23 protein-coding genes and 1 pseudogene are annotated in these 23044 nt (G+C 46.4%); 7 read left to right on the forward strand and 17 right to left on the reverse strand.

Going from position 1 to position 23044, the window contains the following annotated elements; translation table 11 throughout:
- Nucleotides 1–13: 13 nt before the first annotated feature.
- The 12 genes and pseudogenes from ACUJFK_RS16360 to ACUJFK_RS16415 all read right to left on the reverse strand — a co-directional run bounded on the left by ACUJFK_RS16360 (nucleotide 14) and on the right by ACUJFK_RS16415 (nucleotide 10313).
- A complete protein-coding gene (locus ACUJFK_RS16360) occupies nucleotides 14–1363 on the reverse strand; it encodes a restriction endonuclease subunit S (RefSeq protein WP_445425486.1) in 1350 nt (449 codons plus the stop codon).
- On the reverse strand, nucleotides 1360–3336 hold the full coding sequence (locus tag ACUJFK_RS16365; protein ID WP_445425487.1) for a type I restriction-modification system subunit M: 1977 nt from the start codon (nucleotides 3334–3336) through the stop codon (nucleotides 1360–1362). Before ACUJFK_RS16365 ends, ACUJFK_RS16360 begins: the two co-directional genes overlap by 4 nt.
- Nucleotides 3337–3590: 254 nt before the next feature.
- Entirely contained in the window at nucleotides 3591–3941 is a 351-nt protein-coding gene (locus ACUJFK_RS16370; protein ID WP_226751712.1) for a hypothetical protein, read from the reverse strand.
- A gap of 22 nt (nucleotides 3942–3963) precedes the next feature.
- Nucleotides 3964–4245, reverse strand: a complete 282-nt coding sequence (locus ACUJFK_RS16375) for an ADP-ribosyl-(dinitrogen reductase) hydrolase (RefSeq protein ID WP_226751711.1) — start codon at nucleotides 4243–4245, stop codon at nucleotides 3964–3966.
- Between the two features lie 146 nt (nucleotides 4246–4391).
- Nucleotides 4392–4613: a hypothetical protein gene (locus ACUJFK_RS16380; RefSeq protein WP_445425488.1), complete on the reverse strand. Its 222-nt coding sequence runs from the start codon at nucleotides 4611–4613 to the stop codon at nucleotides 4392–4394.
- A 77-nt stretch (nucleotides 4614–4690) separates the two neighbouring features.
- Nucleotides 4691–5005 (reverse strand): hypothetical protein, encoded by a 315-nt coding sequence (locus tag ACUJFK_RS16385; RefSeq protein ID WP_445425489.1) that lies wholly within the window; start codon nucleotides 5003–5005, stop codon nucleotides 4691–4693.
- A 129-nt stretch (nucleotides 5006–5134) separates the two neighbouring features.
- A complete protein-coding gene (locus ACUJFK_RS16390; RefSeq protein WP_445425490.1) occupies nucleotides 5135–6937 on the reverse strand; it encodes a DUF927 domain-containing protein in 1803 nt (600 codons plus the stop codon).
- Nucleotides 6930–7721: a DUF7146 domain-containing protein gene (locus ACUJFK_RS16395; RefSeq protein WP_226751784.1), complete on the reverse strand. Its 792-nt coding sequence runs from the start codon at nucleotides 7719–7721 to the stop codon at nucleotides 6930–6932. Before ACUJFK_RS16395 ends, ACUJFK_RS16390 begins: the two co-directional genes overlap by 8 nt.
- 21 nt (nucleotides 7722–7742) lie before the next feature.
- Nucleotides 7743–7940: pseudogene (locus ACUJFK_RS16400) on the reverse strand (primase-helicase zinc-binding domain-containing protein); the annotation flags it as partial.
- A 2-nt stretch (nucleotides 7941–7942) separates the two neighbouring features.
- The gene (locus tag ACUJFK_RS16405) at nucleotides 7943–8143 is read right to left on the reverse strand and encodes a hypothetical protein (protein WP_226751708.1); all 201 of its coding nucleotides are present in this window, start codon (nucleotides 8141–8143) and stop codon (nucleotides 7943–7945) included.
- Nucleotides 8144–8193: 50 nt separating this feature from the next.
- A complete protein-coding gene (locus ACUJFK_RS16410) occupies nucleotides 8194–8970 on the reverse strand; it encodes a hypothetical protein (RefSeq protein WP_226751707.1) in 777 nt (258 codons plus the stop codon).
- Complete coding sequence (locus ACUJFK_RS16415) at nucleotides 8967–10313, reverse strand: tyrosine-type recombinase/integrase (protein WP_226751706.1); 1347 nt, start codon at nucleotides 10311–10313, stop codon at nucleotides 8967–8969. The genes ACUJFK_RS16410 and ACUJFK_RS16415 overlap by 4 nt, the downstream gene beginning before the upstream one ends.
- Before the next feature lie 839 nt (nucleotides 10314–11152).
- Here ACUJFK_RS16415 and ACUJFK_RS16420 point away from each other — a divergent pair.
- The 4 genes from ACUJFK_RS16420 (at nucleotide 11153) to ACUJFK_RS16435 (ending at nucleotide 15774) form a co-directional block, all read left to right on the forward strand.
- The gene (locus tag ACUJFK_RS16420; RefSeq protein ID WP_306177960.1) at nucleotides 11153–11530 is read left to right on the forward strand and encodes a PA2779 family protein; all 378 of its coding nucleotides are present in this window, start codon (nucleotides 11153–11155) and stop codon (nucleotides 11528–11530) included.
- Nucleotides 11531–12520 (forward strand): PA2778 family cysteine peptidase, encoded by a 990-nt coding sequence (locus tag ACUJFK_RS16425; protein WP_445425491.1) that lies wholly within the window; start codon nucleotides 11531–11533, stop codon nucleotides 12518–12520.
- A 63-nt stretch (nucleotides 12521–12583) separates the two neighbouring features.
- A complete protein-coding gene (locus ACUJFK_RS16430) occupies nucleotides 12584–13456 on the forward strand; it encodes a DUF5694 domain-containing protein (RefSeq protein WP_445425492.1) in 873 nt (290 codons plus the stop codon).
- Nucleotides 13457–13728: 272 nt separating this feature from the next.
- Complete coding sequence (locus tag ACUJFK_RS16435) at nucleotides 13729–15774, forward strand: S9 family peptidase (protein WP_445425493.1); 2046 nt, start codon at nucleotides 13729–13731, stop codon at nucleotides 15772–15774.
- Nucleotides 15775–15929: 155 nt separating this feature from the next.
- Here the strand turns inward: ACUJFK_RS16435 and ACUJFK_RS16440 are convergent, their stop codons facing one another.
- The 3 genes from ACUJFK_RS16440 to ACUJFK_RS16450 all read right to left on the reverse strand — a co-directional run bounded on the left by ACUJFK_RS16440 (nucleotide 15930) and on the right by ACUJFK_RS16450 (nucleotide 18059).
- Nucleotides 15930–17381 (reverse strand): NAD-dependent succinate-semialdehyde dehydrogenase, encoded by a 1452-nt coding sequence (locus ACUJFK_RS16440; RefSeq protein ID WP_445425494.1) that lies wholly within the window; start codon nucleotides 17379–17381, stop codon nucleotides 15930–15932.
- 61 nt (nucleotides 17382–17442) lie between these two features.
- A complete protein-coding gene (locus ACUJFK_RS16445; RefSeq protein ID WP_226751701.1) occupies nucleotides 17443–17694 on the reverse strand; it encodes a TIGR03643 family protein in 252 nt (83 codons plus the stop codon).
- A 2-nt stretch (nucleotides 17695–17696) separates the two neighbouring features.
- Complete coding sequence (locus tag ACUJFK_RS16450) at nucleotides 17697–18059, reverse strand: DUF2237 family protein (protein WP_226751700.1); 363 nt, start codon at nucleotides 18057–18059, stop codon at nucleotides 17697–17699.
- A gap of 91 nt (nucleotides 18060–18150) precedes the next feature.
- On the opposite strand from ACUJFK_RS16450, the gene ACUJFK_RS16455 reads away from it, so the two are divergent.
- On the forward strand, nucleotides 18151–18660 hold the full coding sequence (locus ACUJFK_RS16455) for a lipocalin family protein (protein ID WP_445425495.1): 510 nt from the start codon (nucleotides 18151–18153) through the stop codon (nucleotides 18658–18660).
- A 55-nt stretch (nucleotides 18661–18715) separates the two neighbouring features.
- Here ACUJFK_RS16455 and ACUJFK_RS16460 read toward each other — a convergent pair whose 3' ends face one another.
- Nucleotides 18716–20182 carry an aminoacyl-histidine dipeptidase gene (locus tag ACUJFK_RS16460; protein ID WP_445425496.1) on the reverse strand — a complete coding sequence of 489 codons (1467 nt, stop codon included), beginning with the start codon at nucleotides 20180–20182 and terminating at the stop codon, nucleotides 18716–18718.
- Nucleotides 20183–20503: 321 nt separating this feature from the next.
- Here ACUJFK_RS16460 and ACUJFK_RS16465 point away from each other — a divergent pair, with 321 nt between their 5' ends.
- Together ACUJFK_RS16465 and ACUJFK_RS16470 are read left to right on the forward strand one after the other, a co-directional pair.
- The gene (locus ACUJFK_RS16465) at nucleotides 20504–21589 is read left to right on the forward strand and encodes a DUF2891 domain-containing protein (protein ID WP_445425497.1); all 1086 of its coding nucleotides are present in this window, start codon (nucleotides 20504–20506) and stop codon (nucleotides 21587–21589) included.
- Nucleotides 21590–21599: 10 nt separating this feature from the next.
- On the forward strand, nucleotides 21600–22208 hold the full coding sequence (locus tag ACUJFK_RS16470; RefSeq protein WP_445425498.1) for a DUF502 domain-containing protein: 609 nt from the start codon (nucleotides 21600–21602) through the stop codon (nucleotides 22206–22208).
- Nucleotides 22209–22211: 3 nt separating this feature from the next.
- Here ACUJFK_RS16470 and ACUJFK_RS16475 read toward each other — a convergent pair whose 3' ends face one another.
- A complete protein-coding gene (locus ACUJFK_RS16475; RefSeq protein WP_445425499.1) occupies nucleotides 22212–22835 on the reverse strand; it encodes a LysE family translocator in 624 nt (207 codons plus the stop codon).
- Nucleotides 22836–23044 lie beyond the last annotated feature (209 nt).

The following is a 23044-nucleotide window of genomic DNA, read 5'->3' on the forward strand; positions in this document are numbered from 1 at the left end:
AAGCGTCCTTGTTTTATTGTGCTGCCGGAGGCTGCCAGCCGCGAACGTCAATTTTGCCGGTAACAGCAGCGGAGATTAGAGCTGAACGGCGCTCATTAAGAAACAGGATATTTTGACTCACCTGTTCCTCAAGTAAGTTAAGCTTTGATAATTCTTTATTGATGAATGCAACTATTTGAGATTGTTCTTCTAATGGTGGTATCAACTTACGTAGGTAGACTAGCCTTTCAACTTTTATACCCAAAGCAGTCGAACCAGATGCATGCATAATGAGACTGTCTTGGAATGGAGTAGACATTAGAAAATACTTAAAATAGTCATTAGATAAATAATGCTCGTTAGCCCGAAGTTTTATGATTCTCTGAGCCAATGCAATATCCGTTCTATCGACTTGTGCAACCTCACCTAGTGGGGCTTCAGTCGTGAATAAAATATCACCAATAAATGGGAGTCCTCGACTCATTACATCGTCATACTCATCCTCTGAAATAAACTCTTGTGATAACGAGTAATCAATTCCACCTTTTTTAATGTTCCGAGCCGTAACTAAAAATACACCTGATTCAACTTTTTCCGGAGTTTTACCGCGATAATCGACTATTGATGATATGTATTTTCTGAAACCGGCGACGATCCAATGCTCCGGCACTTGCCCCAGCCATTCCACACCGGAATCTTTCATCGGTGCATCTGGGTTTAAGCCTTTGGTTACCGCATGGCTAATAACTGCCTGCCGCTTTTCTTTTAACAGCGCAATCAGCTTTTCCTGCTCGGCGATAAGGGCATCAATTTTGCCGACTTCGTGGTCAAGGAAGCAGGCGATTTGGGTTTGCTCATCAATTAATGACGGAGCAGAAATCCGCAGAGATGAGACTGTTTCCTGATTGATGTTTGGCTGTCCGCCACCCGTTGAAAACAAAGAGATAATCGAGTCTTTATAGACACTTAACCAGTAGTAAGCATACTTAGGTTCAAGAGTTTTAGGCACCGATAAGACACAGCATGCTTGATTGGTGGTCGCATCAACAGCCAAAATACCTAATCGACCGATTGTGGCACCATACATCGCAATTATCAGAGAACCAGCTGGATGTATCTTAAGTGAACTATGAGCCTTAACAGCATCATGAGTTACATTTTTAAATGTAGAGAAAATAACATTTTCTCTGAGTTCACCAGTGGTAACCCATGGAATACCTTCATCACTTTCACAATACCAGGATTCCTCATCACTTTTCGGAGTTGTACCACTACCAATAACCCCAAATGCATGAGACAACTTGTAAAGCTCCCATTCAGAGGGTATCAAGCCAATCCAGTGAACTAGCGAGTCTTTGAACTCACAATATTTCGCAAAACTCATGCTGATAATCCTTCGATCATCGCCTTAATGCGGTCAGTACAGGCTTTTAGGTCAGCATCAATATCACTCAGTGGCCGTGGCGGGGTAAACACATAAAAGTGCCGGTTAAAGGGTATCTCAAAGCCAACTAACCCCACTTCACCATCTAACGGGTCGGTTTTGCTGGTATCTATCCAGGCATCCGGTACATGCGGTAATACCTCACGGGCAAAGTAGGTATCAATCGCTTCAGTAAGCGGTACGTTTTCATAATCACGCAGGTTGGTATCTGGCTCTGGGTTACCTTTGGCATCGCGGCAAATATCAGCGCTATCGTCGCGCTCGGACAGCGCATTAAGTACAGCCTTTTTAACCGGCGCAGCAATTTTAAAGCTTACGGTTTTAAGCTGCTTATCGAGCAGTTTGATAAAGCTTTCGCGGTTTTTGTAAAGGGTATCACCCAGCTTAGTACAAGCCACTAGCAGCTCATTAAACTCAGCGTCTGATAGCTTTTGCAGCGCGGTTTCTTGTTGCAGCTTACTAATACGCTCGCTACTTGCGCAGAAATTTAGCCGTAATGGCCGCTCAACGGTAATGCGGCGATAGCCAAAGGCTTCATTCGGGAATAGCTTACTGATAGCCGACTGCTCCATGCCACCGTATACTCGCACCAGCTCGTTGATATGATCTTCGGTCAGATATTTACGCTTACTACCCAGCGATTTACGCATTTTGGCAAAGTGGTTACTGCCATCAATTAGCTGTACTTTACCTTGGCGGTTAGTCGGTTTGCTGTTAGATAAAATCCAGATATAGGTGGCAATGCCGGTGTTAAAGAACATATCAGTGGGAAGTGCAACAATGGCTTCAACCAAGTCATTTTGCAGCAGGTAACGGCGAATCTCTGACTCACCCGAACCGGCAGAGCCAGTAAATAACGGGCTACCGTTAAGTACGATACCAATGCGCGAACCACCGTCTTTTGCGTCACGCATTTTGCTCACTAAATGCAGTAAGAACAGTAACGAGCCATCGGATACACGGGGTAAGCCAGGGCCAAAACGGCCATCAAAACCCTGCTCTTTATGCTCTTTGTCGATAACCTTTTGCACGCCTTTCCAGTCAACACCAAACGGCGGGTTACTGAGCATGTAGGTAAAGCGTTCACCTCGTAACTGGTCATTCGATAGTGTGTTACCAAGCTTAATATTACCCACCGCTTGGCCTTTAATCAGCATATCGGCCTTACAGATAGCGTAAGACTCAGGGTTAAGCTCCTGGCCCAGCAGGTTAACGTCTACGCCATTGCTGATGCTTTGAATATACTCTTCGGCTTCCGATAAAAACCCGCCCGTCCCCGCTGTTGGATCGTAGATGGTAACAATACTATTGGGCTGCAGAATATGATCCTGCCCGGTTAGCAGTAATGAGCTGGCTAAATGCACGCAATCACGCGGGGTAAAGTGCTCACCGGCAGTTTCATTGGAGCTTTCAGCAAACTTACGGATCAGCTCTTCAAAGATAAGCCCCATACCAAAATTGCTGATGGATTTAGGTGATAGGTCAAATGACGCAAAACGCTGGGTGACCTGATACAGCAAATCAGCTTGCTGTAGCTGATGCACAAACTCTTCAAAGTTAAAGTGCTCGAAGATTTCCCGTGCTTCACGGCTAAAGGATTGCACATAGCTAATCAAATCTTCAGCGGTTTGGGTATCCGACAAGGTAGTTAGACTGAGCGCAGAGCTGTTGAAAAACTCTTGCCCAGCCGCACGGCGTAATAACTGCTCACGCACTTCATCCGGTTTATTGCTATGCGCCGCAGCAGCGGATAACACATCAGCCTTGGTTGCTTCAAGCACACACTCCATTCGACGCAACAGCGTAAATGGCAACACCACCCGGCCATACTGAGACTGTTTAAAGTTACCGCGCAGTAAGTCAGCGACAGACCAGATAAAAGATGCAGTTTGGGAGTGATTTTCAACGACCATGTAAAACCTCTGAGGCAGCAGCGGTTTTGCAGGCCATTAAGGGGTAATGGCAGGTGAAAAGGCAAGTCCGTTGCTGCGTGTTGTTATTTTGAATACTTATATCATTTAACAACAGAGATCAGGAGGTTGCAAGGACTTAAAATATTAACATATTAAGTCTTTACGAAAATACAAAATGAGTTTATCGATGAACTTGAAGAGTTTTTGACTAATAAAAAAGCCGGTCATTTTAACCGGCATCAGATATTTTATTTTTAACCTACAGCAGCTTTCAATGATTCAACACAATGCTGCTGTGGTTCTACTTGAATTTGCATAGCTTCATTTCTAGCTGCAAGGATTTTACGTTCAGCCACAACAAATCGTTTAAGCAGTTGTCGAACCATTGGTTGATAACCGATTCCATGTAAACCAGCAATTTCTTTTAAATCAGCTATTAATTCATCTTGTAAACGAATTGAAATCAACGTCATAGAAGCAGCCTTATCAAACTGAGTCATAACGTCAAGTGACAACTCGGCTTTAAGTACATGCTCTTCACTGGTACCGTAAGTACCATCGTCCCACTTGACGTCTTGTGAATCGTCGTAGGTAGGTTGTTTCATTTTTTAACTCTCCGTTGTGGTACTAAGCGTATTTGTTGTATATAGCTAACTCTCGAGGGTTTGCTTCATACGCTGTTCTGATGATCAAGGTGTCATCTTTATAAATGAATGCGACTTTAATTTTTTTTCCAAAATCTGTACTGCCGATAAACCAGTATGTTGGCGGGTCGCTTTTATGCTCCTCTCTGGTATCTGCAAGGAAACCAGCGAGCCGACCAGATATAGCTTCGTATACTTCATCAAGCGTTAAACCATGTTTTTCTTGTATTTTATTTTTCACCTTATCTGAAATATATATAGCCACTACTTAGTTCCTTGCCAGTTAGTGTATATACAGTATATATATATAGAAGATAAAGTGATAGCTTTAAGAGAAAATAATATTCTGCTTAGCTTGCGCTTTATACTCTATTAAGCAATAACAAATTTTCTCGGAAGCAATATCAAATGTCATTGATCAAAAGTTGCAGTGTTTCTAAGCCTTTGCAAGACCGAAAATTCATCTGCAATCGCCAAAATGGCGATGTTTCTCAGCTTGCGATAGCGCTGCACTAAACGCTGATAGGTATGTAAGTGCATACCTTTAGGTCTGCCGCCTTCCGGGTATAGAATACCGAGCTGCCATCCAAGCTTTGCTCGAATGCCATCGGCTTTGCGAGCCATTCTGTCCATATGGCTTTCGTTTTTGCTTTGATGGCTCAGGTTTAAGCAATGCCTGCAACCAAGCCTATGCGCAATATAAAGCTTCTTTACTCTTGTGCCGCACTGGTTATAAGGGCATAAAAACCATGCACGCTCTCCATTAAACTGAGTATCTGTAAAAGACAGCGGTACACGGTACAATTCATCTTTGTAATCCCCCCTTGTTTGATGGCATAGCAAAACCAAACAGCACTGTCGTCTGTTTCACCAGTGATTGCACCAAAATCGTTGGCAAAGACAATATCAAATTGCGCGCCAGGCATTAACACCCCAGCTTTTTTCAGTTCAGCCACATCAATGCATAAATGCGAAGACACAACGGCCTTACCATCATAGCGCCTACCACTGCCGTAACCACCCATACCAACCTCTTTGGATTTACCGAAATCATCTGCAAAGTTAAGCTTAACGTGTCTTTGTTTTTTTGCCGTTACACACGTTACAGCCGTTACGCGTTACAAGCTTAACTTTGCAGCACACCCTATTGACTGCTACTGCGCATCGTTTGGTAAGCAAAGCGCATGCACCTTAACGGGCTTGCCATGAATACGCTTTACCAATGCGCGCTCCTTCGGCCCCGTTTGATAGTACAAACCAGCTTGAAAGAGTGCCCTCACCACCCGCTTGCTATCCATGCTAGGAAACATATCTTTTAGGCCAGTACTGGTAACGTAATACACGCACTGACTATTGATAAACTCAAAGAATCCAGTCCTTGGGCTTGCCCGATGATCCGCATCGCTTAAGGCGCTAAAGCGGGTATCGCTGTAGCGGGTTATGTAATCAATAAAGCCAGTAATAATAGCTTGATCTTCATGACTGCCCTGCGGCTGTGACGCTTGCCATTCAGCATAGAGTTGCAGGCAAAGCGTAAGCGCATGCTGTTGTGGCCAAGGTAACAATTGCCAACGTTTTGCTAGCTCGGCAGCAAAAGCAATAACAGCAAAGCGTTTTGCTATGCGATTGCCTTTCCCATGCCCAGCATCAAACTGTTGCAAAAAGCCCGCAAATTCCTTTTTTAACTCGCTAGTATTCTGCTGCACCAACCTACGCACAAAGGCCGTACCTAGATGCCCGTAGTGTTGATTGCAAGCTTGATTTAAGTGATCAGCCAGCTCTGCACCTCTGGTAAAAGCATGCAAGGTGTCAAAGCAACCATGTTGGCGCAGTGCAGAGATGGATGTTAGCCGCACTTGCTGCCCTGCTTTTAATTGCTGTCGCGCTTGCTGCAACACCGCTTCAATAGGGTGCTCGCCATTTGATAACAGCATCAAACGCCAGGTTTGTACCGGCCTTACCCCACCGAGTTTATCTGCCCGGATTTTGCCCTGGCCATTACCGAGCTGGTAGATAATTTTACCGACTTCAGCCGGATCAGACTCGCCTATTTCATCGAGCACTAACAAAGTATCATTCCGACTGGCAGCAACGCCCTCTTGACCATTCAAAGTCGCAAGCCATGTTTTGATAAACTTATCCGGTGCTCCCCACACACTGCAGGCAACCCGGCTTATTGTCGACTTACCTATGGACGAATCACCGTACACATGAAAGCCACCGTTACTCAGTTCAAGCTTTAATAATAAGGGGCCAGCCAGTGCAGAGCCTATTGCCACTACCAACCAAACGTTATCTTGCGCATAAGCGGCGACCTGTTGCTGCCAGTCTTGCATGGTTCCTGCAATACCATAATCTGCAGAGCCAAATGGGTTGTGAGCAAGTACATAATCACCGGTACCAATATCCACATCAGGTAAAAGAAAGCTGTGTTCATCGGCCCACCCCGTTTTTTGTGCCAGCTTTATCCGGCGCTTGGGTTTTGCTTTGTTGATGTAATCTCGCAATAAATGAAAACGCTTCAGCTCAAGGCTTAGGCCCATATCTAAAAAAGCACCCTTAAGATCTTCGGCTTGCCCCTTAAGCATTTGCATTGGCAGCAAGAACTCGCGCTGCTGATCCTCTGCATCAACAAAATGCAGTAACTTGGAATAGCTGTGGCCGGTGTCTGACGCCATAGCTACCACCTCAAGCGATGCACATAACCAATGATCACAACTTCGCTTGCTGCGCCCATCGTCTATGCTGTCATGAAAGTACAACCCAGCGTCATAGCGCTTGCCGTTAACTTTAAAAGCTTCGGGATAACAGCGGTAACATGGCCGCTGCTCCTCAGTTGGTAGTGTTACGCCTTTTTTGGCAGCCGCCGTGCTAGGCACGGCAGCTAAGTGGCTGTTTTTATTTATAGTTACGTCTGTTACGGCTGTAACTGCTACTTGCGATAACTTTTCACTCATAGCTGGTTACCCCCATGCACCAGACATCCAGAAAATCACCGTATGTATTTGCTGGTAGGTAATACGATGGACAGTAAACCTTGACCTGCCGCCCTTCTTTGCGCAAACGTGCAGCAAGCGCATGTGCAGCCTTGGCACCTTCACCACTTAAATCATGATCTGCAAAAATATGCACATCACAAATCTCAGCAGGTAAGCGTAGCGTGCGCATGCCACCGGCAGTTAAGGTAGCCCATACTGGTAAACGTGGTCGCATGCAGCGCACGGCCAGCGCAGTTTCAATACCTTCTGTAATGCACAGCGAGTGCTTGGCAGGATATAACCGCACTGCAGCGCCATGCATGGCACCTTCAAATGCAGCAGGTAAACTCTTTTTGGGAGTGCTAACGGGGGCTTTTTTGCCGTCTGCACTCAGGTAGACGCGATGCCCGCCAATCAAACTGGCTTCAACATCATGCACTGCAGCAAACATGCAGCCAAAGCGTTGCGTTCGCTCGCCAGGGTTTCTGTATTGTAAGTTCGGAATGAAGTACAGATTGTCTGGCAAATCGTTTCCGTCGATCAGCACGCCTAAGCCTCTGTTACGCAAATATTGCGTTGCTGCATTGCGATTCGCGCTTTGTAGTTGCTTACTTTGCTGCAGATGCTGCCTCAAGACCCGCAACCGCTTAGTGGGATCGGATATACTTGCGTTAACAGGACGTGCAACTTGAATGTGTGCCGGTACTCTTTCATCTTCAAGCATGCGCGTTACACTGCAGAATGACATATTAAAGCTTTTCATTAGCAGCCCAATGCCGTTGCAGTTACCGCATTGATTGCAGATAGACGCGCCGGTTTCTGGCCAATCACTAAATAGCCGGAACCGGTCTTTTCCGCCACAAGCCGGGCACGGTTGGTGCCTGGTATTAAGCCGCAACTCTGGCAAGCATTGCTTAAAAACCTGCTCCCAGTTAAAACCACGGCACGCTGCATTAGGTTTCACAAAGGTTTGGTTACTCATAATTAAGCTACCTCGCCATTGATTAGTGCCTGAATCGCATCAGCTGGCCACAGTAAGCGGCCTGATGGGAGTTTGATCGGTTTAATACCGTAGTAGCTGCCCGTCTTGCAAAGGCGGGTGCGGATGGTGCTGGGTTTGCCATGAATAGATTCGGCAAATTGCTCAGTAGATAAATAAAGTGATAAAACTGTGGTTTGTTGCATACCAATTCTCCTGTGTTGATTGGTATGCGTATTTAAAAACTTACCTCGTGCTAGCCACGGCTAGTGCGTACTTTTTCAGCTAATGCATCACGAAATCTTTTGTAATGAACCATCTCTAACCCGCTAACTTCCTCACCTTTTAATCTACGAAAAGTAACTGACCAAGTTTCAGGATTAGTTGAATTTCTCTTTTCCTCTTTTACATCATCAGTGAACATCGAATTATCTAATGCACTGATGAACTCTTGCCATAACTCTTTTGGAGTTAAATCTGCCCCTGATTTACGCTTAGCTAATTTTGAGTAAATGTCACTCAGTAAAGGGTCGCGTGGTTTTTCAGAATTCTTCTTTTGTGATGGGCCTATTGTGTGATAGTGATCCCACAATGTAGTGACATGTCCAAATGCAACTGCATGCTCCAACCGAGTTATCGTGTCTAACTCCTGATCAATCATCTCTTCAATGTGCCAAATGAAACGTGCTGCCAGCGCCTCAAAAGAGTCATGCTCTAATCCATACCCACCATGCTCCAGATTAGTAATGAGATAATCGAATAGATTTGAAAAAAGTTCCTCTTTATTGTCAGGAACCTTTAGTGGCAAGCTTTTTGAAGCTAAGTACTTTTTTGCGAAATCTAAATCATCCGATACTTTTTGTAGAAAGTTAGTTTGATTCTCGTGCATGTACGCAACAGCTTCTTCATGCGAACTAAATTGCCTATCGATACGTTCGCTTCGGGAGCGACCAACTTTAGCCTTTGCGGTTACACCAGATTTCTTTTCAGATTCTAATATTGGTAATTGTTCACCTTTCAGCCGTTTTTTCATGACACTACCTTAAGGTTAGATTTTGGCGTTTTGTTGCTAGCACTCAACCCTGCCTGCTCTAAAAACCAGGCTTCTATTCGCTCATGCCAAACCCTGAGCAAGTCCAGCGGCCTTTGCTTGTAATGCTTTTCAGCGGTAGCACTGGGTTTATGCCCCATAATCTGCGCTACGACCCCAGCGGGTACTTCTACCCATTCCGATAAGGTGGCAAAGCTACGGCGTAAACCGTGTAAGGTTAAACCCTCAATACCTGCGGCGATTACTGCGGGGTCAAAACTCTTGCGGGGGTCTACTAACCTGCCGTCTTTACTTGAAGGGCTAGAAAAAACCCACTGATTGCGGCGGGGTAGTTGGTTTAGCAGGCTGGCAACATAAGGCGTTAACGGAATGACGCGCACCCCGGCAATACTGCCTTTACTGGTGCCCTTGTCGCGTATAGTCATGCTTTGCCATTTAAAATCAACATCAACCCATTGCAGGCCCATTAATTCATTGCGCCTAGCTCCTGTTAATAACAACGTTTGAACATAAGCGGAAATTACATGGTTTGATATTTTTAGCAGCTCGGCAAAAAAGCCGGGTAATTGTTCACGCTGCAACACATCATCGCGGGGCTTTAACTTGGTAACGGTCTTTTTCACAGCTTTGCTTTTAAGCCCTGCAACATCAACCAGCCCAGCATAGTCTGGCTGCTCATTGCACCAACCTAAGCAGGCAAACAACAAACGATAGCTTTGCGCTGCAACGCCGGGGCGGGTTTTGTTTTCGTTGTCTAACCAGCATTTAATCACTGCAGCAGTTAGCTCGCCAAGCTTTACATTCATTAGTGGATACAGGCAACCGGCTTTGGTAACACGCCGGCCACGGTCACAAGGTAAGCCCGGAGCTTGCACAAAATTAAGGTGATCACGGTAATGCTTTTGCCCCCAGTCGCCTTTGTTAGCTTCTACATATTCAGCCCATACCGTACCGAATGTAACAGATCCGCGTTTTACTTCTTTTTCTTCTGCTAGTTCAGCTGCTGCTTTTTCCCGCTTCAATTTAGCCGGACTAATGTTTTGGCTGGCTAATACGCTTAATCGTTTGGCTTCCACTCTGGCTTGAGTTATGTCGTAGCTATCAACATTCCCGATACGACTGCGGCGCGTTTTGCCGTTTACTGTTCCCTGAAATACATAAGCACGGTCCCCCGAAGCTTTAGCCCTGATACCCAAACCAGTCGTTTGAGTGTCCCATAAATAGGCTTCTGCTTTATCGTCAGGGCATTTAAATCGCCTGACAACATCTGCTGTGAAATTGACACGATTGGTTTTTGCTTTAATGGTAGAATCTTTTACAGCCATTTGAACCCCCTTATGGTTCGTCTGGTAGCCCCGTTTGTGTTGACGCACTAGCGGGGCTTTTTGTTGCGTTTAACCCCAGGGATCAGGCCGGGAACATTCCAGGGATCAGATAGGGATCAGATTAACGTCAATATACATCAATTCCGGACAACGCGCCAGCAAAGGGGTTTGGAGGTAAATGCTTGATATTTAGTGGTTATGACATGCAGATAAATATAGAAAAACACGCTATACACTCGACTCATAATCGATCGGTTGCTGGTTCGAGTCCAGCTGGGGCCACCATTCTTTTCAATGACTTACGTCAATTCTGAAATTCTACAAATTCTTATATTTTCTCTGCGGAGCACTAGAGGATCAGAATTGTGGAAGAACACCCTTTAATCTTCACGTAATCTGCCCACTCAATATCCTTTTTCATGACCATTTTTCCAAAAATAATATGCACCGCGATTATCTTGGTCATCCCTACAAAGGTTAAGATAAACTGCTGGGATTGAAAGAATTCACCATATCGGGCTGCACTTTAGACGGAATGACGCGTCAGTTGAAGAAAGTATGAACGCTATTGCTGAATATGTACTTCCTCATTTTCATGTAAAAATGGATAAAAAATGTATTTACAAGTAAGGCACAAGTTAATTGCTGACACCTAGCCAACATTGCTGCATCTGAGCGTTGAAAAGATAAGCACATTACGACTTGAAAAAACACACACTATTGCGCAGCAATCTGCTATCGACTACTCTCTAAAGGCTTCAGCATTTTTGCTTCCTTATGACTTTTTCATTTAAAGCAGATTTAACCTGATAAACAACGTATTAAGGATATATTTCATGATGAAAAACGTATTAAAAGTCGGCATTATCAGTTCGATGTTAATTCTGGGTATGGGCCATGCAACCGCTGGGGTTTATAGCTCTAGCCAGGTAATCGAGAGCCAGCAATATCAGTTTAATAAGCAGCAAGTGTTATCATTTGTAAATAACGCCGATGTGCAAAGCAAACTCGTTGAGTTAGGCGTTAGCCCTGCCGATGCTGAAAAGCGCATTGCGAATATGACCAGTGAAGAATTAGCCGCGTTAAACGCACAGTTAAATGATATGCCCGCGGGCGGTGTTATTGGTACCGTAATCACGGTATTAGTTGTTGTTGCGGTTTTAGATTTAATGGGCTTAACCGACGTATATCCGTTTATTCGCCCTATCGGCCGATAAATGTCGGTGCGTAAACTTCTACAAACCAGCCCTTGGGCTGGTTTTATTTTGACCGTATTGTTACTGTCGGCTTGTCAAACGCCGCCACAAACGCAACAATTACTGCGCGAACCACCCAACATCACTTTTTCTCATCTGATCGCGCAAGTGCCCTTTTATCCACAACAACAATTTTACTGTGGCCCAACCACCTTAGCGGAAGTGGCGAATTTTCATGGGCTTGAGGCGTCACCGGATACTATCGCGGCCCATACCTTTACCCCGGGTCTTGAAGGTACCTTGCAAATTGAAATGGCCGCAGCCACTCGGCAACTTGGGCTGGTTGCTTATCAGCAACGTGGCAACATGCAACAATTATTGCAGCTACTGGCGGAAGATATTCCGGTTATTGTGTTACAGAACAATTCTGTAGCTTGGTTGCCACAGTGGCATTATGCCGTAGCAATTGGTTACGATTTGAGTAAGGCAGAAATCATCTTACATAGCGGTGTTACCGCAGCGCATCGCTTGAACTTCGCCACTTTTGAGCGCACTTGGCAACGCGGTAAATACTGGATGCTGGCCATGTTACCTAGCCACATCACCAGCCCGCACTTAGACCCTTTTATTTACAGCAAAGCTTGCCATGATTTACTGAACACGCAACAAGCTGCAGCCGGTGTAGCTGCACTCATTAGTGCCACACAGCAATGGCCTGATTACTGGCTACCTTATTTTTTATTAGGGAATCATTATTTTAATAGCCAACCCAACTACGCGGCACAATGGTTTGCCAAAGGCTTACCTTACGCCAAAAATGAAGTGAGTTATTTAAACAACTACGCGATGTTATCAAGTGAGCTAGGCTGCCAGCGTAAAGCCATCGCCCTGATCAATATGGCACTGCAGTTAGCACCACAAGACGCTAACTTGCTCGATAGTCAGCAGCAAATTTTATCTGCCGATTTAAGTCAGGAAAATCTTGCGGCATGTTTAGTTGATTTGAAGTAGCACATAGTTAACGTTGCAAAACTGAACACCGCGCTGTCAACCACGCAAGCAGGGATGTTTGAAATGATCAAGAAAACCGTCTTTTTACTCACGTTTATGTTGTTGGGCTGTAGCCAAACATTAATTAAACAGACAGAAAAGAACACTGATACAAACAACTATGTGGGGCCGCCGAAAATTCAGGTGCTTAACCTAGGCAGCTTTCACTTTGGTCAAAGTAGTGATGCCCATACCGTGGAATTTGATGAGCAAGATGCGGCGAACCAACAAGAAGTCAGAGCCATGGCACAGCTGATTGCGCGGTTTAAACCCACCATTATTTGTTTAGAGTTTTTACCCGAGCAGACAGAGCAGATCAATCAGGCTTATCAAGCGTTCTTAGCTGATCCCTCTGAGTTAGATACCCGCTATGGTGAACTGAGTATGCTGGGTTTTGACGTGGCCAGATTAAGTGGCATCAGCAAGCTGTATGGTATCGATTATCATCTAGGCTATAACTACAGCCTAGGCGATTTTATTGAACAAAGCGACGAGCTCGAAAACGCTATAGACCGCAACACCTACTTACAACTTACACATCAGCCGCTAAAGCATTACCCGCAATTAGCAAAACGCTATGCGCAGTTTGATAGCTTAAGCTTGCAGCAAAAGCTAATACTGACCAACGAACCACTGATGCTGGATTACGCTTTGAATACCAATGCAGACAAGTTGTTTTATGTTGGTATTGGCGAGGGTTTTGAAGGGGCAGAGCAAGCCGCACAGTTTTATCTGCGCAATATGAAAATTTATTCCAACCTTAACCGGATCCCACTGCGCAACAATGACCGCGTGCTGATTTTAATGGGCAGCGCACATACAGCAATGCTACGTGAGTTTATACAACGTAGCCCTAAATTTCAGATGGTCGATACACTTCACTATCTTAAGCCTTAATACAATACGTAAATGCTCAAGCTCACAGCAGCAGTTGCAACTGCCTGATGATGCGCTCAACCTAACATACCTAAACAGCCGTTTACGCTGCTGTTTAGGTATGTTAGGTTGTGCAATGGTAAGTGATAACCAGACAACTAAATTCATCATGATCCAGCTAATTCACTTTACTTACAGTTAGCTCGTTATTCCGCAACTTCAACTGATCTGATCTTGTCTGTTACTCCATACCCTATATGGTAAATAGAATATTGTTAATCTCTCGAGGTTTTATGAACATTTTCCCGATGCTTGCACTCGCCACTGCGCTAGGTGTTGCCCCCGCAATAGCGGCTAGCACCACTCCATTTCAAGCTGAAGATATCTTTAAACTGGCGGCGGCGAATGATGTACAAATCTCGCCTGATGGCAAATACATTGTTTATGTGCGCCAACAGAACAACATTATGACGGATCGTACCGAGAGTAACCTATGGTTAATCGAGGTCGCAAGCGGCAAGCACTCGCCGCTCTTTGCCGATAAGTTCAGTTACAGCCAACCACGCTGGGCCCCCGACAGTAAACGTATTGCCTTTGTCTCGGATCGTGATGGTAGCAGCCAAATCTACGTGCACTGGCTAGCCGAACAAAAAACCGCAGCCATTAGCCAACTGCAAGTGCGCCCCTCGCAACTGAGTTGGTCTCCTGATGGTAAGCACATTGCGTTCATGGCTGAAGTGAGCGCGCCCACTACCGATTTTGCCAAAAGTGTTTATCAACCGAAAAAACCGGCTGGAGCGAATTGGTCTCAAAGCCCCATCGTGGTAGAACGCACTTATTATCAGGCCGATGGCCGAGGTGTAATGCGCTCTGCGTATAACCAGTTATTTGTGTTACCCAGTGAAGGCGGTGTAGAGCAGCAACTCACTGAAGGCCCTTATGCGCATCGCGGGCCAGTTGTTTGGACCAAAGATAACAATAACCTGATTTTCTCGGCTAACCGTAATGCCGACTGGGAATATCAAAGTAACCAAGGCGATCTGTATAAAGTTAGCATTAACAATCAGCAACTGACTCAATTAACCCGCCTTGATGGTGCAGAAAGCGAACCCGCTTTATCACCCGACGGTAAAACCTTGGCCTTTACCTTTAGCAGCCCGGCTGCCGTTTCTTACAGCAACACTAAACTTAAATTGTTAGCGTTAGATTCAGGTAAATTCAGCGATCTTGCCGCCAACTTGGATCGCAGCGTTGAAAGCCCTAAGTGGGTCGACAACAGCACTTTAGTGTTTCAATATGCTGATCAAGGGCAAACTAAAGTAGCGCAAATCAGTACCCGTGATCGCATGACCGACTTGGTAAACGATCTCGGCGGTACCTCATTGGGTCGGCCTTATTTAAGCGGCATGTTCAGTGTGGCCAACGATGGCACCTTGGCTTACACCCAAGGCACTAGCCAGCGCCCAGCCGATGTAGCGGTTTACTCGAAAAATAAAAGCCGCACCCTTACGGCTTTAAATAGCGGCTTATTGCAGCAACGCCAGTTGGGTAAAGTAGAGGAAATTCGTTATACCTCAACTGCGGGTAATGAAGAAATTCAGGGCTGGTATATTACCCCGCCGAATTTTGACCCGAACAAAAAATATCCGCTGTTAGTCGAAATTCATGGTGGCCCACACCTAGCCTATGGCCCACAGTTCGCCGCTGAATTACAGCGCTATGCAGCTGAAGGTTATGTGGTGTTTTATAACAATTATCGCGGCAGTACCGGTTACGGCGAACGCTTTGCCATGCTATTGCACTATAACTACTCGTCTGAGTTTGATTATCAAGATCATATGTCAGGCGTTGACGCGATGATTGCCAAAGGCTTTATCGATGAAAACAATCTGTACATCGCTGGCGGCTCAGCCGGCGGTATTGCCACGGCTTATGCCGTGGGGTTAACCGATCGTTTTAACGCAGCCGCCGCTACGAACCCGGTGGTGAACTGGACGACTAAGGTACTGACTGCTGATAGCTATATTGGGCAAATTCAGAACCAATTTCCTGGGGTGCCTTGGGAACATCAAGCCCATTATTGGCAGCGTTCACCGTTATCTTTAGTCGGCAATGTGAAAACGCCGGTACTGCTGTTTACCGGTGAGAAAGACCGCCGCACGCCCATTTCCGAAACAGAGCAGTATTATCAAGCATTAAAGCTGCGCAAAGTGGATACTGCGATGGTGCGGGTACCTGATGCTTATCATGGCGTGACTAATCGGCCATCTTGGATGATTGCGAAAGTAGAGCATGCGCTAGCCTGGTTTAAGCGTTATCAAAAAGCGCCAGCGCAGTAAGTCCACGTTCATTCGCGCCAAAACGAAAACCGGCACCTAAGCTCATCACTTAAGTGCCGGTTTTTTTTATCACAAGAGCGACTATCTCACTAACAACTAAGGCGCTTTGTGGCTGAACAAGCCGTTAGCTGAGCAAGGATTTGTCCATCCCCCGTTTAAAGCCCACCAAGGTACAAATACTTTAAATCGGTATAATCATCTAGCCCGTATTTTGACCCTTCACGCCCATATCCTGACTGCTTGATGCCACCAAAAGGTGCCGCAGCATTAGAGATAATGCCTTCATTAATACCCAGCATGCCAAATTGTAAGGCATCGGCCACACGAAACACTTGCGCTAAATCTTGGCTGTAAAAATAACCCGCCAAGCCATATTCAGTGGCATTGGCAAGTTGTATCGCTTGCGCCTCGCTGTTAAAACTACTGATGGCCACGACCGGGCCAAAGATCTCTTGTTGTGCTATTTCCATATCAGCACGAACATTGGTTAATACTGTGGCAGGGTAAAATAAACTATCCGCGGCTTGGCGCTGACCGCCACAATGTAAGACAGCCCCTGCTGCCAAGGCTTTTTCAACCAACTGCTCTACTTTTTGGATGGCTTTTTCATCAATTAAGGGGCCAATTTGCGCGCCCTCTTGCTCGCCAGCGGCCATTTTTAGTGCCTTCACTTTGGGTAATAGCATCGCTAAAAAGTCTGGTAACACGCTTTCTTCAACTAAAATACGATTGGCGCACACACAGGTTTGGCCGGCATTACGAAACTTCGCCGCCAGCAGGCCTGTTACCGCTTGCTCTAAATCGGCATGGGCAAACACAATAAAAGGTGCATTGCCACCAAGCTCCATGCTCACCCGTTTTACTCCAGTCGCGCACTGTTGTAGCAGTTTTTTACCAACGGCAGTTGAACCGGTAAAGCTGAATTTATTCACCTTGGGATGTTGCGTGAGCACCTCACCTATGCCCTGTGCATCAGTGCCAACCAACACATTGAAGATGCCTGATGGTACACCGGCTTGTTGCGCTAATTCGGCACAAGCTAAGGCAGACAAGGGGGTTTGCTGGGCTACCTTGACCACAAAACTACAGCCTGCAGCCAAAGCCGCAGCGGCTTTGCGCATCATCATGGCATTGGGGAAATTCCAAGGGGTGATCGCGGTCACAACGCCCACTGGCTGTCGCTGCACTAAAATGCGTTTATCTGAGGCCGGTGCAGGGATCAGGTCGCCGTAAAGTCGTTTCGCTTCTTCGGCAAACCATTGCAGGTAAGAAGCCCCATATTCGATTTCTGCCGCCGCTTCCGTTAGCGGTTTGCCTTGTTCTAAAGTGAGTAGCAGGGCTAAATCAGCTTTATGCTGCAACAACAACTGCTGCCAGCGCAATAATACTGAGGCTCGCTGTTGAGCCGGTTGGGCAGCCCAGGCGGCTTGGGCCGCCGCCGCCGCGACTACGGCAACCTCTGCCATGTTGGCATTAGCGCCTTGCACGTCCAGCAGCACGTGTTGTGTTGCAGGGTTTGTTACGGCAAAACTATCAGGGCCGGCTTGCCATTGGCCATTAATAAAGGAACAGGTTTTCAGTAAACTCGCATCTACGTTAGTCAGCATCGCATCGGTCTCCTTGTATCGCGACTAATCAGCCTAGACCTTCAGCCCACAGGAAACAACCCTAACGCTTATATTGTGTAGGACAATAGGCCCGACTAACGGCAGGATCACGTAACTGTAAATGTTTCGTTTTACGGCCCGTTACTCGCGCTCGCCATAGCCGAAAACTTCCGGCTTTGAGTGTTTTGCGCATTAATTTAATCACCGCACTTTCATTTAAGCCATACAGCCCTTCAATCGCCTCAAACGGCGTACGATCTTCCCAAGCCATTTCGACAATACGAGAGACATCTTCTTCAGATAAGGTCTGCATCGTTACTCCTTAAGCGCATACTGCTGATACAAGGCTAATTCGGCAAACTGCAGCGCTTTGCTATGACAAGCCGATAGCTTTAATAAAGGCGCAACCCCGGCCTGCTCGGCTTCTAACCAACGCATGGCACAAAGACACCAAAAATCGCCCGGTTGTAAGCCAGGAAAATGCCACTCGGGCCGGGGCGTAGTCAAATCATTGCCCTGACTTAAGGTAAAATCTAAAAACTCCCTGCTGATTTGACCACACAGCACATGACTGCCGCTATCTTGTGCGGTTGTTTTGCAAAAACCATCACGAAAATAGCCGGTCATTGGTGAATAGCAACACGCTTCTAGCGCACCGCCAAGAATATTTTTATCCATATCATCTGCTTTTTGACACTGTTAAGCTAGTTAAACGTATAGAATCCCCGAGTCGATTAATCATCTGCGAAATATTTAAACAGGAGTGGTTATGCGTTTTTTCTGGATCTGCCTATTTTTGCTAACCGGTTGCACCGCCGTGCCTGATGGCGTAACGCCGGTGCAACCTTTTGAGCTAGAGCGCTATCTTGGTACCTGGCATGAAATTGCCAGGTTAGATCATTCTTTTGAGCGAGGCTTAACCCAAGTAACCGCAGAATATCAACGGCGTGATGATGGTGGTGTGAGTGTTATTAACCGTGGCTACGATGCTAAAAAACAACGCTGGAACACCGCCAATGGCAAAGCTTACTTTGTGGAAGCCGCTGATGTTGGCCGCTTAAAAGTGTCGTTTTTTGGGCCTTTTTATAGCGGCTATAATATCGCCATGTTAGATGCCGATTATCAAATTGCCTTGGTAATAGGCCCTAATACGGATTACGCTTGGCTACTGGCACGCCAACCGCAATTAACGGCGGCAGAATGTGCGCCTTTCTTAAAAGAAGCCGAACGGATCGGGGTGGCGACTGACAATTTGATTTGGATTGGCAGCTGCAAATAGTGGGCTGGCCCAAGAAAAAGCCGCAGTAATGGCTTACTGCGGCTTGCTTAGTGACTTAAGCTGCAGTCTTTTCCGGGATACGCTCTAGTACTGCTAACAGCAATTGCCAATACTGGCCGACCGTTTCGATATTCACCATTTCGTCAGGGCCATGCGGATAACGAATGGTTGGGCCAATCGATACCATATCCATCTCAGGATAAGGCTTTTTAAATAAACCACATTCTAAACCCGCATGGATCACCATTATCACTGGCTCTTTATTGTAGATGTCTTCGTAAGTGGCTTTAACGATAGCCATTACCGGTGAATCAGGATCCGGCTTCCAACCTGGATAAGCACCGTTAAATTTGATCGAGACACCGGCTAATGCCGCCAAACTGGTCAATACCGACTCGACATGCTCACGGCCCGAATCGATCAGTGAGCGAATTAAACACACCACCTGTACACTGTCGCCATCGGTGGTGATCACACCTAAGTTTAACGAGGTTTCAACCACACCCGCCACGTCATCACTCATCCGCATCACGCCATTTGGACAAGCATGTAATAAGTTTAATAGCGTTTGTTCACACTGTGGCGCCATGACTTGTGAGGGTAAAATGGTTTCCGACATAGCAAAGCGGATCGCTGGCTCAATAGCCGCTAACTCTTGCTGTAATAACGCTTCAAAAGCCGCGACTTTTTCAGCTAACAAGGCTTGATTCGCCGCAGGCAAGGTCACCGTAACACCGGCTTCACGCGGAATGGCATTTCGTAAAGAGCCGCCGACTATTTCACTGATCCGCAAACCTAATTCAGCGGCCGACATCACTAAAAAGCGCGCTAATAGTTTGGCGGCATTACCGCGACCTAAGTGAATATTCACGCCCGAGTGGCCACCCTTTAAACCGGTTAAACTTAACCGACATGCTTGATGTCCTGCAGGGATAGGTTGCCATTGCATCGGCACGCTAAACTCGGCGTCTACACCACCGGCGCAGCCCATGTAAATTTCACCTTCTTGCTCTGAGTCGGTATTAATTAAAATTTCGGCTTCTAGCACACCGGGTTGCAAAGCAAAGGCGCCCGTCATGCCCGCTTCTTCATCTACCGTGAGTAACACTTCTAATGGGCCGTGTTTAATGTCATCACTGCCTAAGATGGCTAACGCAGATGCCATACCGATACCGTTGTCTGAGCCTAGCGTGGTGCCACGTGCCGTGACCCATTCGCCATCAACGTAAGCATCAATAGGATCTTTTGTAAAATCATGCACTTTATCGGCATTTTTCTGTGGCACCATATCAAGGTGCGCTTGAATAACCACGGCTTTACGGTTTTCCATGCCTGCAGTAGCGGGTTTTTTAATAATTAAGTTGCCAACCTGATCTTCATGCACGGCTAAGCCTTTATCTCGCGCCCAGGCTTGAATATGCCGGCTAAGTGCTTGTTCATGTTTTGAAGGATGAGGAATAGCACAAATTTGCGCAAACCATTGCCATAAGGGTTGTGGATATAAGCTAGATAAAGCAGTCACAAAGGCTCCTGAAAATCGAAGAGAACGACAGGCTCTGCGCGAACATGCAGGCAAAGCCAAATTGACGTCAGTTTAACATAAGCCAACATCAGAGTTGAGTTTCTGCCGCAGCGCACACACCGGCGCAAGCTAAAGAGAACGCAGAGCTGTAAAGGTAGGCTGCCAGTTATAGCGCAATTAGTTTATTAATCGGCAACGTGCTTTCGCCCATATAAAACCGCGAAATGACGAAAGGCGGCGAATTTACATTAACAACCTCACCAATATGCTTTAGTCTTAGATGCATTACCTGATCTTATCTGCAGACAACAAGGTTTCATTATGAAGTTAAGCACCCTGCTCAGCATGGTTTTTGTCGCCACACTCAGTTTTACCAGCCAGGCGAATAATACCGCCGCAACTCACCATAGCTTGACTCTAGCCGAAGCTAACAAGCTGGTGACATTACCGCTGCATTGTGTCGAAACACCTTATCCATACAAAACGGGCACTGTATTGGGCAGTGCCGCGGATTTACAAGAACCGTCGGTAGTGCACCCGATATTTTTTGGCTGCTTTGATTGGCACAGTGCGGTGCATGGCTATTGGTCAATGGTTACCTTACTGAAACAGTTTCCTGAGCTGGCGCAAGCTGAAGAGGTTAAAACGATTTTAAAACGTCATATCACCGCTGAAAAAGTGGCACAAGAAGTCGCGTTCTTTAGCAAAGATATCAATGCGTCGTTTGAACGCACTTATGGCTGGGCCTGGTTGTTAAAGCTATCCGCAGAGCTGCACAGTTGGCCCGATCCGCTTGGCCAACAATTGGCTAAAAATTTACAACCACTGGCCGATGTGATTGTTAGCCGCTACGAAAACTTCTTACCGCGCTTGGTTTATCCAGTGCGAGTGGGTGAACATACTAATACCGCCTTTGGTTTAAGCTTTGCTTACGATTATGCGCTTACCCTGCAGCATACCGCGTTACAACAGCTGATCAGTGAGCGAGCCAAAAGCTATTATTTAGACGATGCCAACTGCCTCATCACTTGGGAGCCGAGTGGTTACGACTTTTTATCGCCTTGCTTAGAAGAAATTGGCCTTATGCAGCGCATTTTACCTGCCGGTCAGTTTTTACGCTGGGTAAACCGCTTTATGCCGCAATTAGCCGATAAGAACTATAAACTGGCCGTTGGCCAAGTTAGCGATCGCAGCGATGGTAAACTGGTGCATTTAGATGGTTTAAACTTCAGTCGCGCTTGGAATTTATCGGTGCTGGCCAAACAATACTCACGCTATGCCCATTTACAAGCCATTGCCGATCAGCATGTTGCGCACTCCTATCCTAACCTGATTGGCGACAGTTACGAAGGTGGTCATTGGTTAGGTAGTTTTGCCATTCATGCGTTAAATAGTGCTAAGCCATAAAAGGATTTTCATGAACATATTTGTAAAAAGCCTATTGAAAGGCTTGGTGATCATTTTACCCTTAGTGATCACCATTGAGATCTTACGCTGGCTGCTGCATACCATCGAAAGCAGTTTGGCACCGTTGTTTAAAATGGTTCTGCCGGGTGAATGGTATTTTCCGGGTTTAGCCATCGTCGGCTTCCTATTAGTCTGTGTTGCAGTGGGTTTTAGCTCACGTTGGCGCAGCCTTAACTGGCTGTGGCAATTACCCGGCAAAACGCTGATGAAATTGCCCGGCACCAAACAAATTTACGGCATGTTGCAAGATATTATTGATGTGATGTCGGGTAAAAACTTTAAAGATGGCTCGGTGGTACTGGTTAAGCTGCCCTCATCCGAGATTGAGATGATTGGTATTGTCACCAAACAAGGCGGCCAAGCCGATGACCGTATGTCGAGCTTAATGCAAGAAGAGCAATTAGCGGTATTTTTACCGATGGCCTACAACGTGGGCGGTTATACCATTATTGTACCGCGCAGCTGCACTCGCAAAATTGATATGAAACCCGCTGAAGCGCTACAACTGGTGTTAAGTGGCGGTATTGGCAGTGCCAAAACACCGCCCAAGCCCGATTAAGCGTTAATCGACTAGCATCCACAGCGCCACGCCGAACATCAGGCTGGCGCCAATGCGATTGAGATACTGCACCCGATTAGACCGTGTTAGAAACAATGCCAAGGCTTTACCGCCACTGGCATACAGCAGCATAGATAAAAACTCTAGCAACAAAATAATACTGATCAAAATAGCCAGTTGCGGCCAAAACGACAGCGAACTGTCGATAAACGGCGGTAATAACGCCATATGAAATGCCCAGCCTTTCGGATTGGACACTGCGGTGATAAACCCCTGACTAAACAAGGCGCGGCGCGATAACAATTTCGGTACGGCGCCAGAACTGGGTAAAGCTAACTTGCCTTTAGCCCGCCACATTTGGATACCCACATAGCACAAATAAGCCGCGCCCAGCAGTTTGAACCATTGAAATAACGCCGGAAATTGCAACATGAGCGCGGCGACGCCTAGCACGGCCAATACCGCCACCAGCCCCACGCCTAACATTTCACCCCACATCATCCAAAAGGTGCGGCGCACGCCCTGACTCATACCTAGCGTCATTGCCAGCGTCATACACATACCCGGTGTTACCGACACAAACAAAAACGTCGGAATAAACGCACCCAGCAAAGCTAAATTAACCATAGTGACCTCATCGCAGTAGGCGGCTATTTTGGCGATTAGTTGTGCACTCAGCAAGTGACTTTAAACAGGAATTAGCGCCCTTCAGGTATTTTAACGGTTTTATCAAAGCAAAAAGCTGGATTACTCCCAATGCAAGTCAGTTAAGCATGACCTGTTTGCTCTAAATCAACCGTTGAAGGCCATGGATGGCCGGAATCGAGCCTCAGGGA

It is taken from the genome of Alishewanella sp. HL-SH06 (genome assembly GCF_052656265.1).

Excerpts from the sequence above, each read along its gene's own strand:
- ACUJFK_RS16360 (WP_445425486.1), bottom strand. The coding sequence starts at position 1,363 with ATGAGTTTTGCGAAATATTGTGAGTTCAAAGACTCGCTAGTTCACTGG.
- ACUJFK_RS16365 (WP_445425487.1), bottom strand. The coding sequence starts at position 3,336 with ATGGTCGTTGAAAATCACTCCCAAACTGCATCTTTTATCTGGTCTGTC.
- ACUJFK_RS16370 (WP_226751712.1), bottom strand. The coding sequence starts at position 3,941 with ATGAAACAACCTACCTACGACGATTCACAAGACGTCAAGTGGGACGAT.
- ACUJFK_RS16380 (WP_445425488.1), bottom strand. The coding sequence starts at position 4,613 with ATGGACAGAATGGCTCGCAAAGCCGATGGCATTCGAGCAAAGCTTGGA.
- ACUJFK_RS16385 (WP_445425489.1), bottom strand. The coding sequence starts at position 5,005 with ATGGGTGGTTACGGCAGTGGTAGGCGCTATGATGGTAAGGCCGTTGTG.
- ACUJFK_RS16390 (WP_445425490.1), bottom strand. The coding sequence starts at position 6,937 with ATGAGTGAAAAGTTATCGCAAGTAGCAGTTACAGCCGTAACAGACGTA.
- ACUJFK_RS16395 (WP_226751784.1), bottom strand. The coding sequence starts at position 7,721 with ATGAAAAGCTTTAATATGTCATTCTGCAGTGTAACGCGCATGCTTGAA.
- ACUJFK_RS16405 (WP_226751708.1), bottom strand. The coding sequence starts at position 8,143 with ATGCAACAAACCACAGTTTTATCACTTTATTTATCTACTGAGCAATTT.
- ACUJFK_RS16410 (WP_226751707.1), bottom strand. The coding sequence starts at position 8,970 with ATGAAAAAACGGCTGAAAGGTGAACAATTACCAATATTAGAATCTGAA.
- ACUJFK_RS16415 (WP_226751706.1), bottom strand. The coding sequence starts at position 10,313 with ATGGCTGTAAAAGATTCTACCATTAAAGCAAAAACCAATCGTGTCAAT.
- ACUJFK_RS16420 (WP_306177960.1), top strand. The coding sequence starts at position 11,153 with ATGAAAAACGTATTAAAAGTCGGCATTATCAGTTCGATGTTAATTCTG.
- ACUJFK_RS16425 (WP_445425491.1), top strand. The coding sequence starts at position 11,531 with ATGTCGGTGCGTAAACTTCTACAAACCAGCCCTTGGGCTGGTTTTATT.
- ACUJFK_RS16430 (WP_445425492.1), top strand. The coding sequence starts at position 12,584 with ATGATCAAGAAAACCGTCTTTTTACTCACGTTTATGTTGTTGGGCTGT.
- ACUJFK_RS16435 (WP_445425493.1), top strand. The coding sequence starts at position 13,729 with ATGAACATTTTCCCGATGCTTGCACTCGCCACTGCGCTAGGTGTTGCC.
- ACUJFK_RS16440 (WP_445425494.1), bottom strand. The coding sequence starts at position 17,381 with ATGCTGACTAACGTAGATGCGAGTTTACTGAAAACCTGTTCCTTTATT.
- ACUJFK_RS16445 (WP_226751701.1), bottom strand. The coding sequence starts at position 17,694 with ATGCAGACCTTATCTGAAGAAGATGTCTCTCGTATTGTCGAAATGGCT.
- ACUJFK_RS16450 (WP_226751700.1), bottom strand. The coding sequence starts at position 18,059 with ATGGATAAAAATATTCTTGGCGGTGCGCTAGAAGCGTGTTGCTATTCA.
- ACUJFK_RS16455 (WP_445425495.1), top strand. The coding sequence starts at position 18,151 with ATGCGTTTTTTCTGGATCTGCCTATTTTTGCTAACCGGTTGCACCGCC.
- ACUJFK_RS16465 (WP_445425497.1), top strand. The coding sequence starts at position 20,504 with ATGAAGTTAAGCACCCTGCTCAGCATGGTTTTTGTCGCCACACTCAGT.
- ACUJFK_RS16470 (WP_445425498.1), top strand. The coding sequence starts at position 21,600 with ATGAACATATTTGTAAAAAGCCTATTGAAAGGCTTGGTGATCATTTTA.
- ACUJFK_RS16475 (WP_445425499.1), bottom strand. The coding sequence starts at position 22,835 with ATGGTTAATTTAGCTTTGCTGGGTGCGTTTATTCCGACGTTTTTGTTT.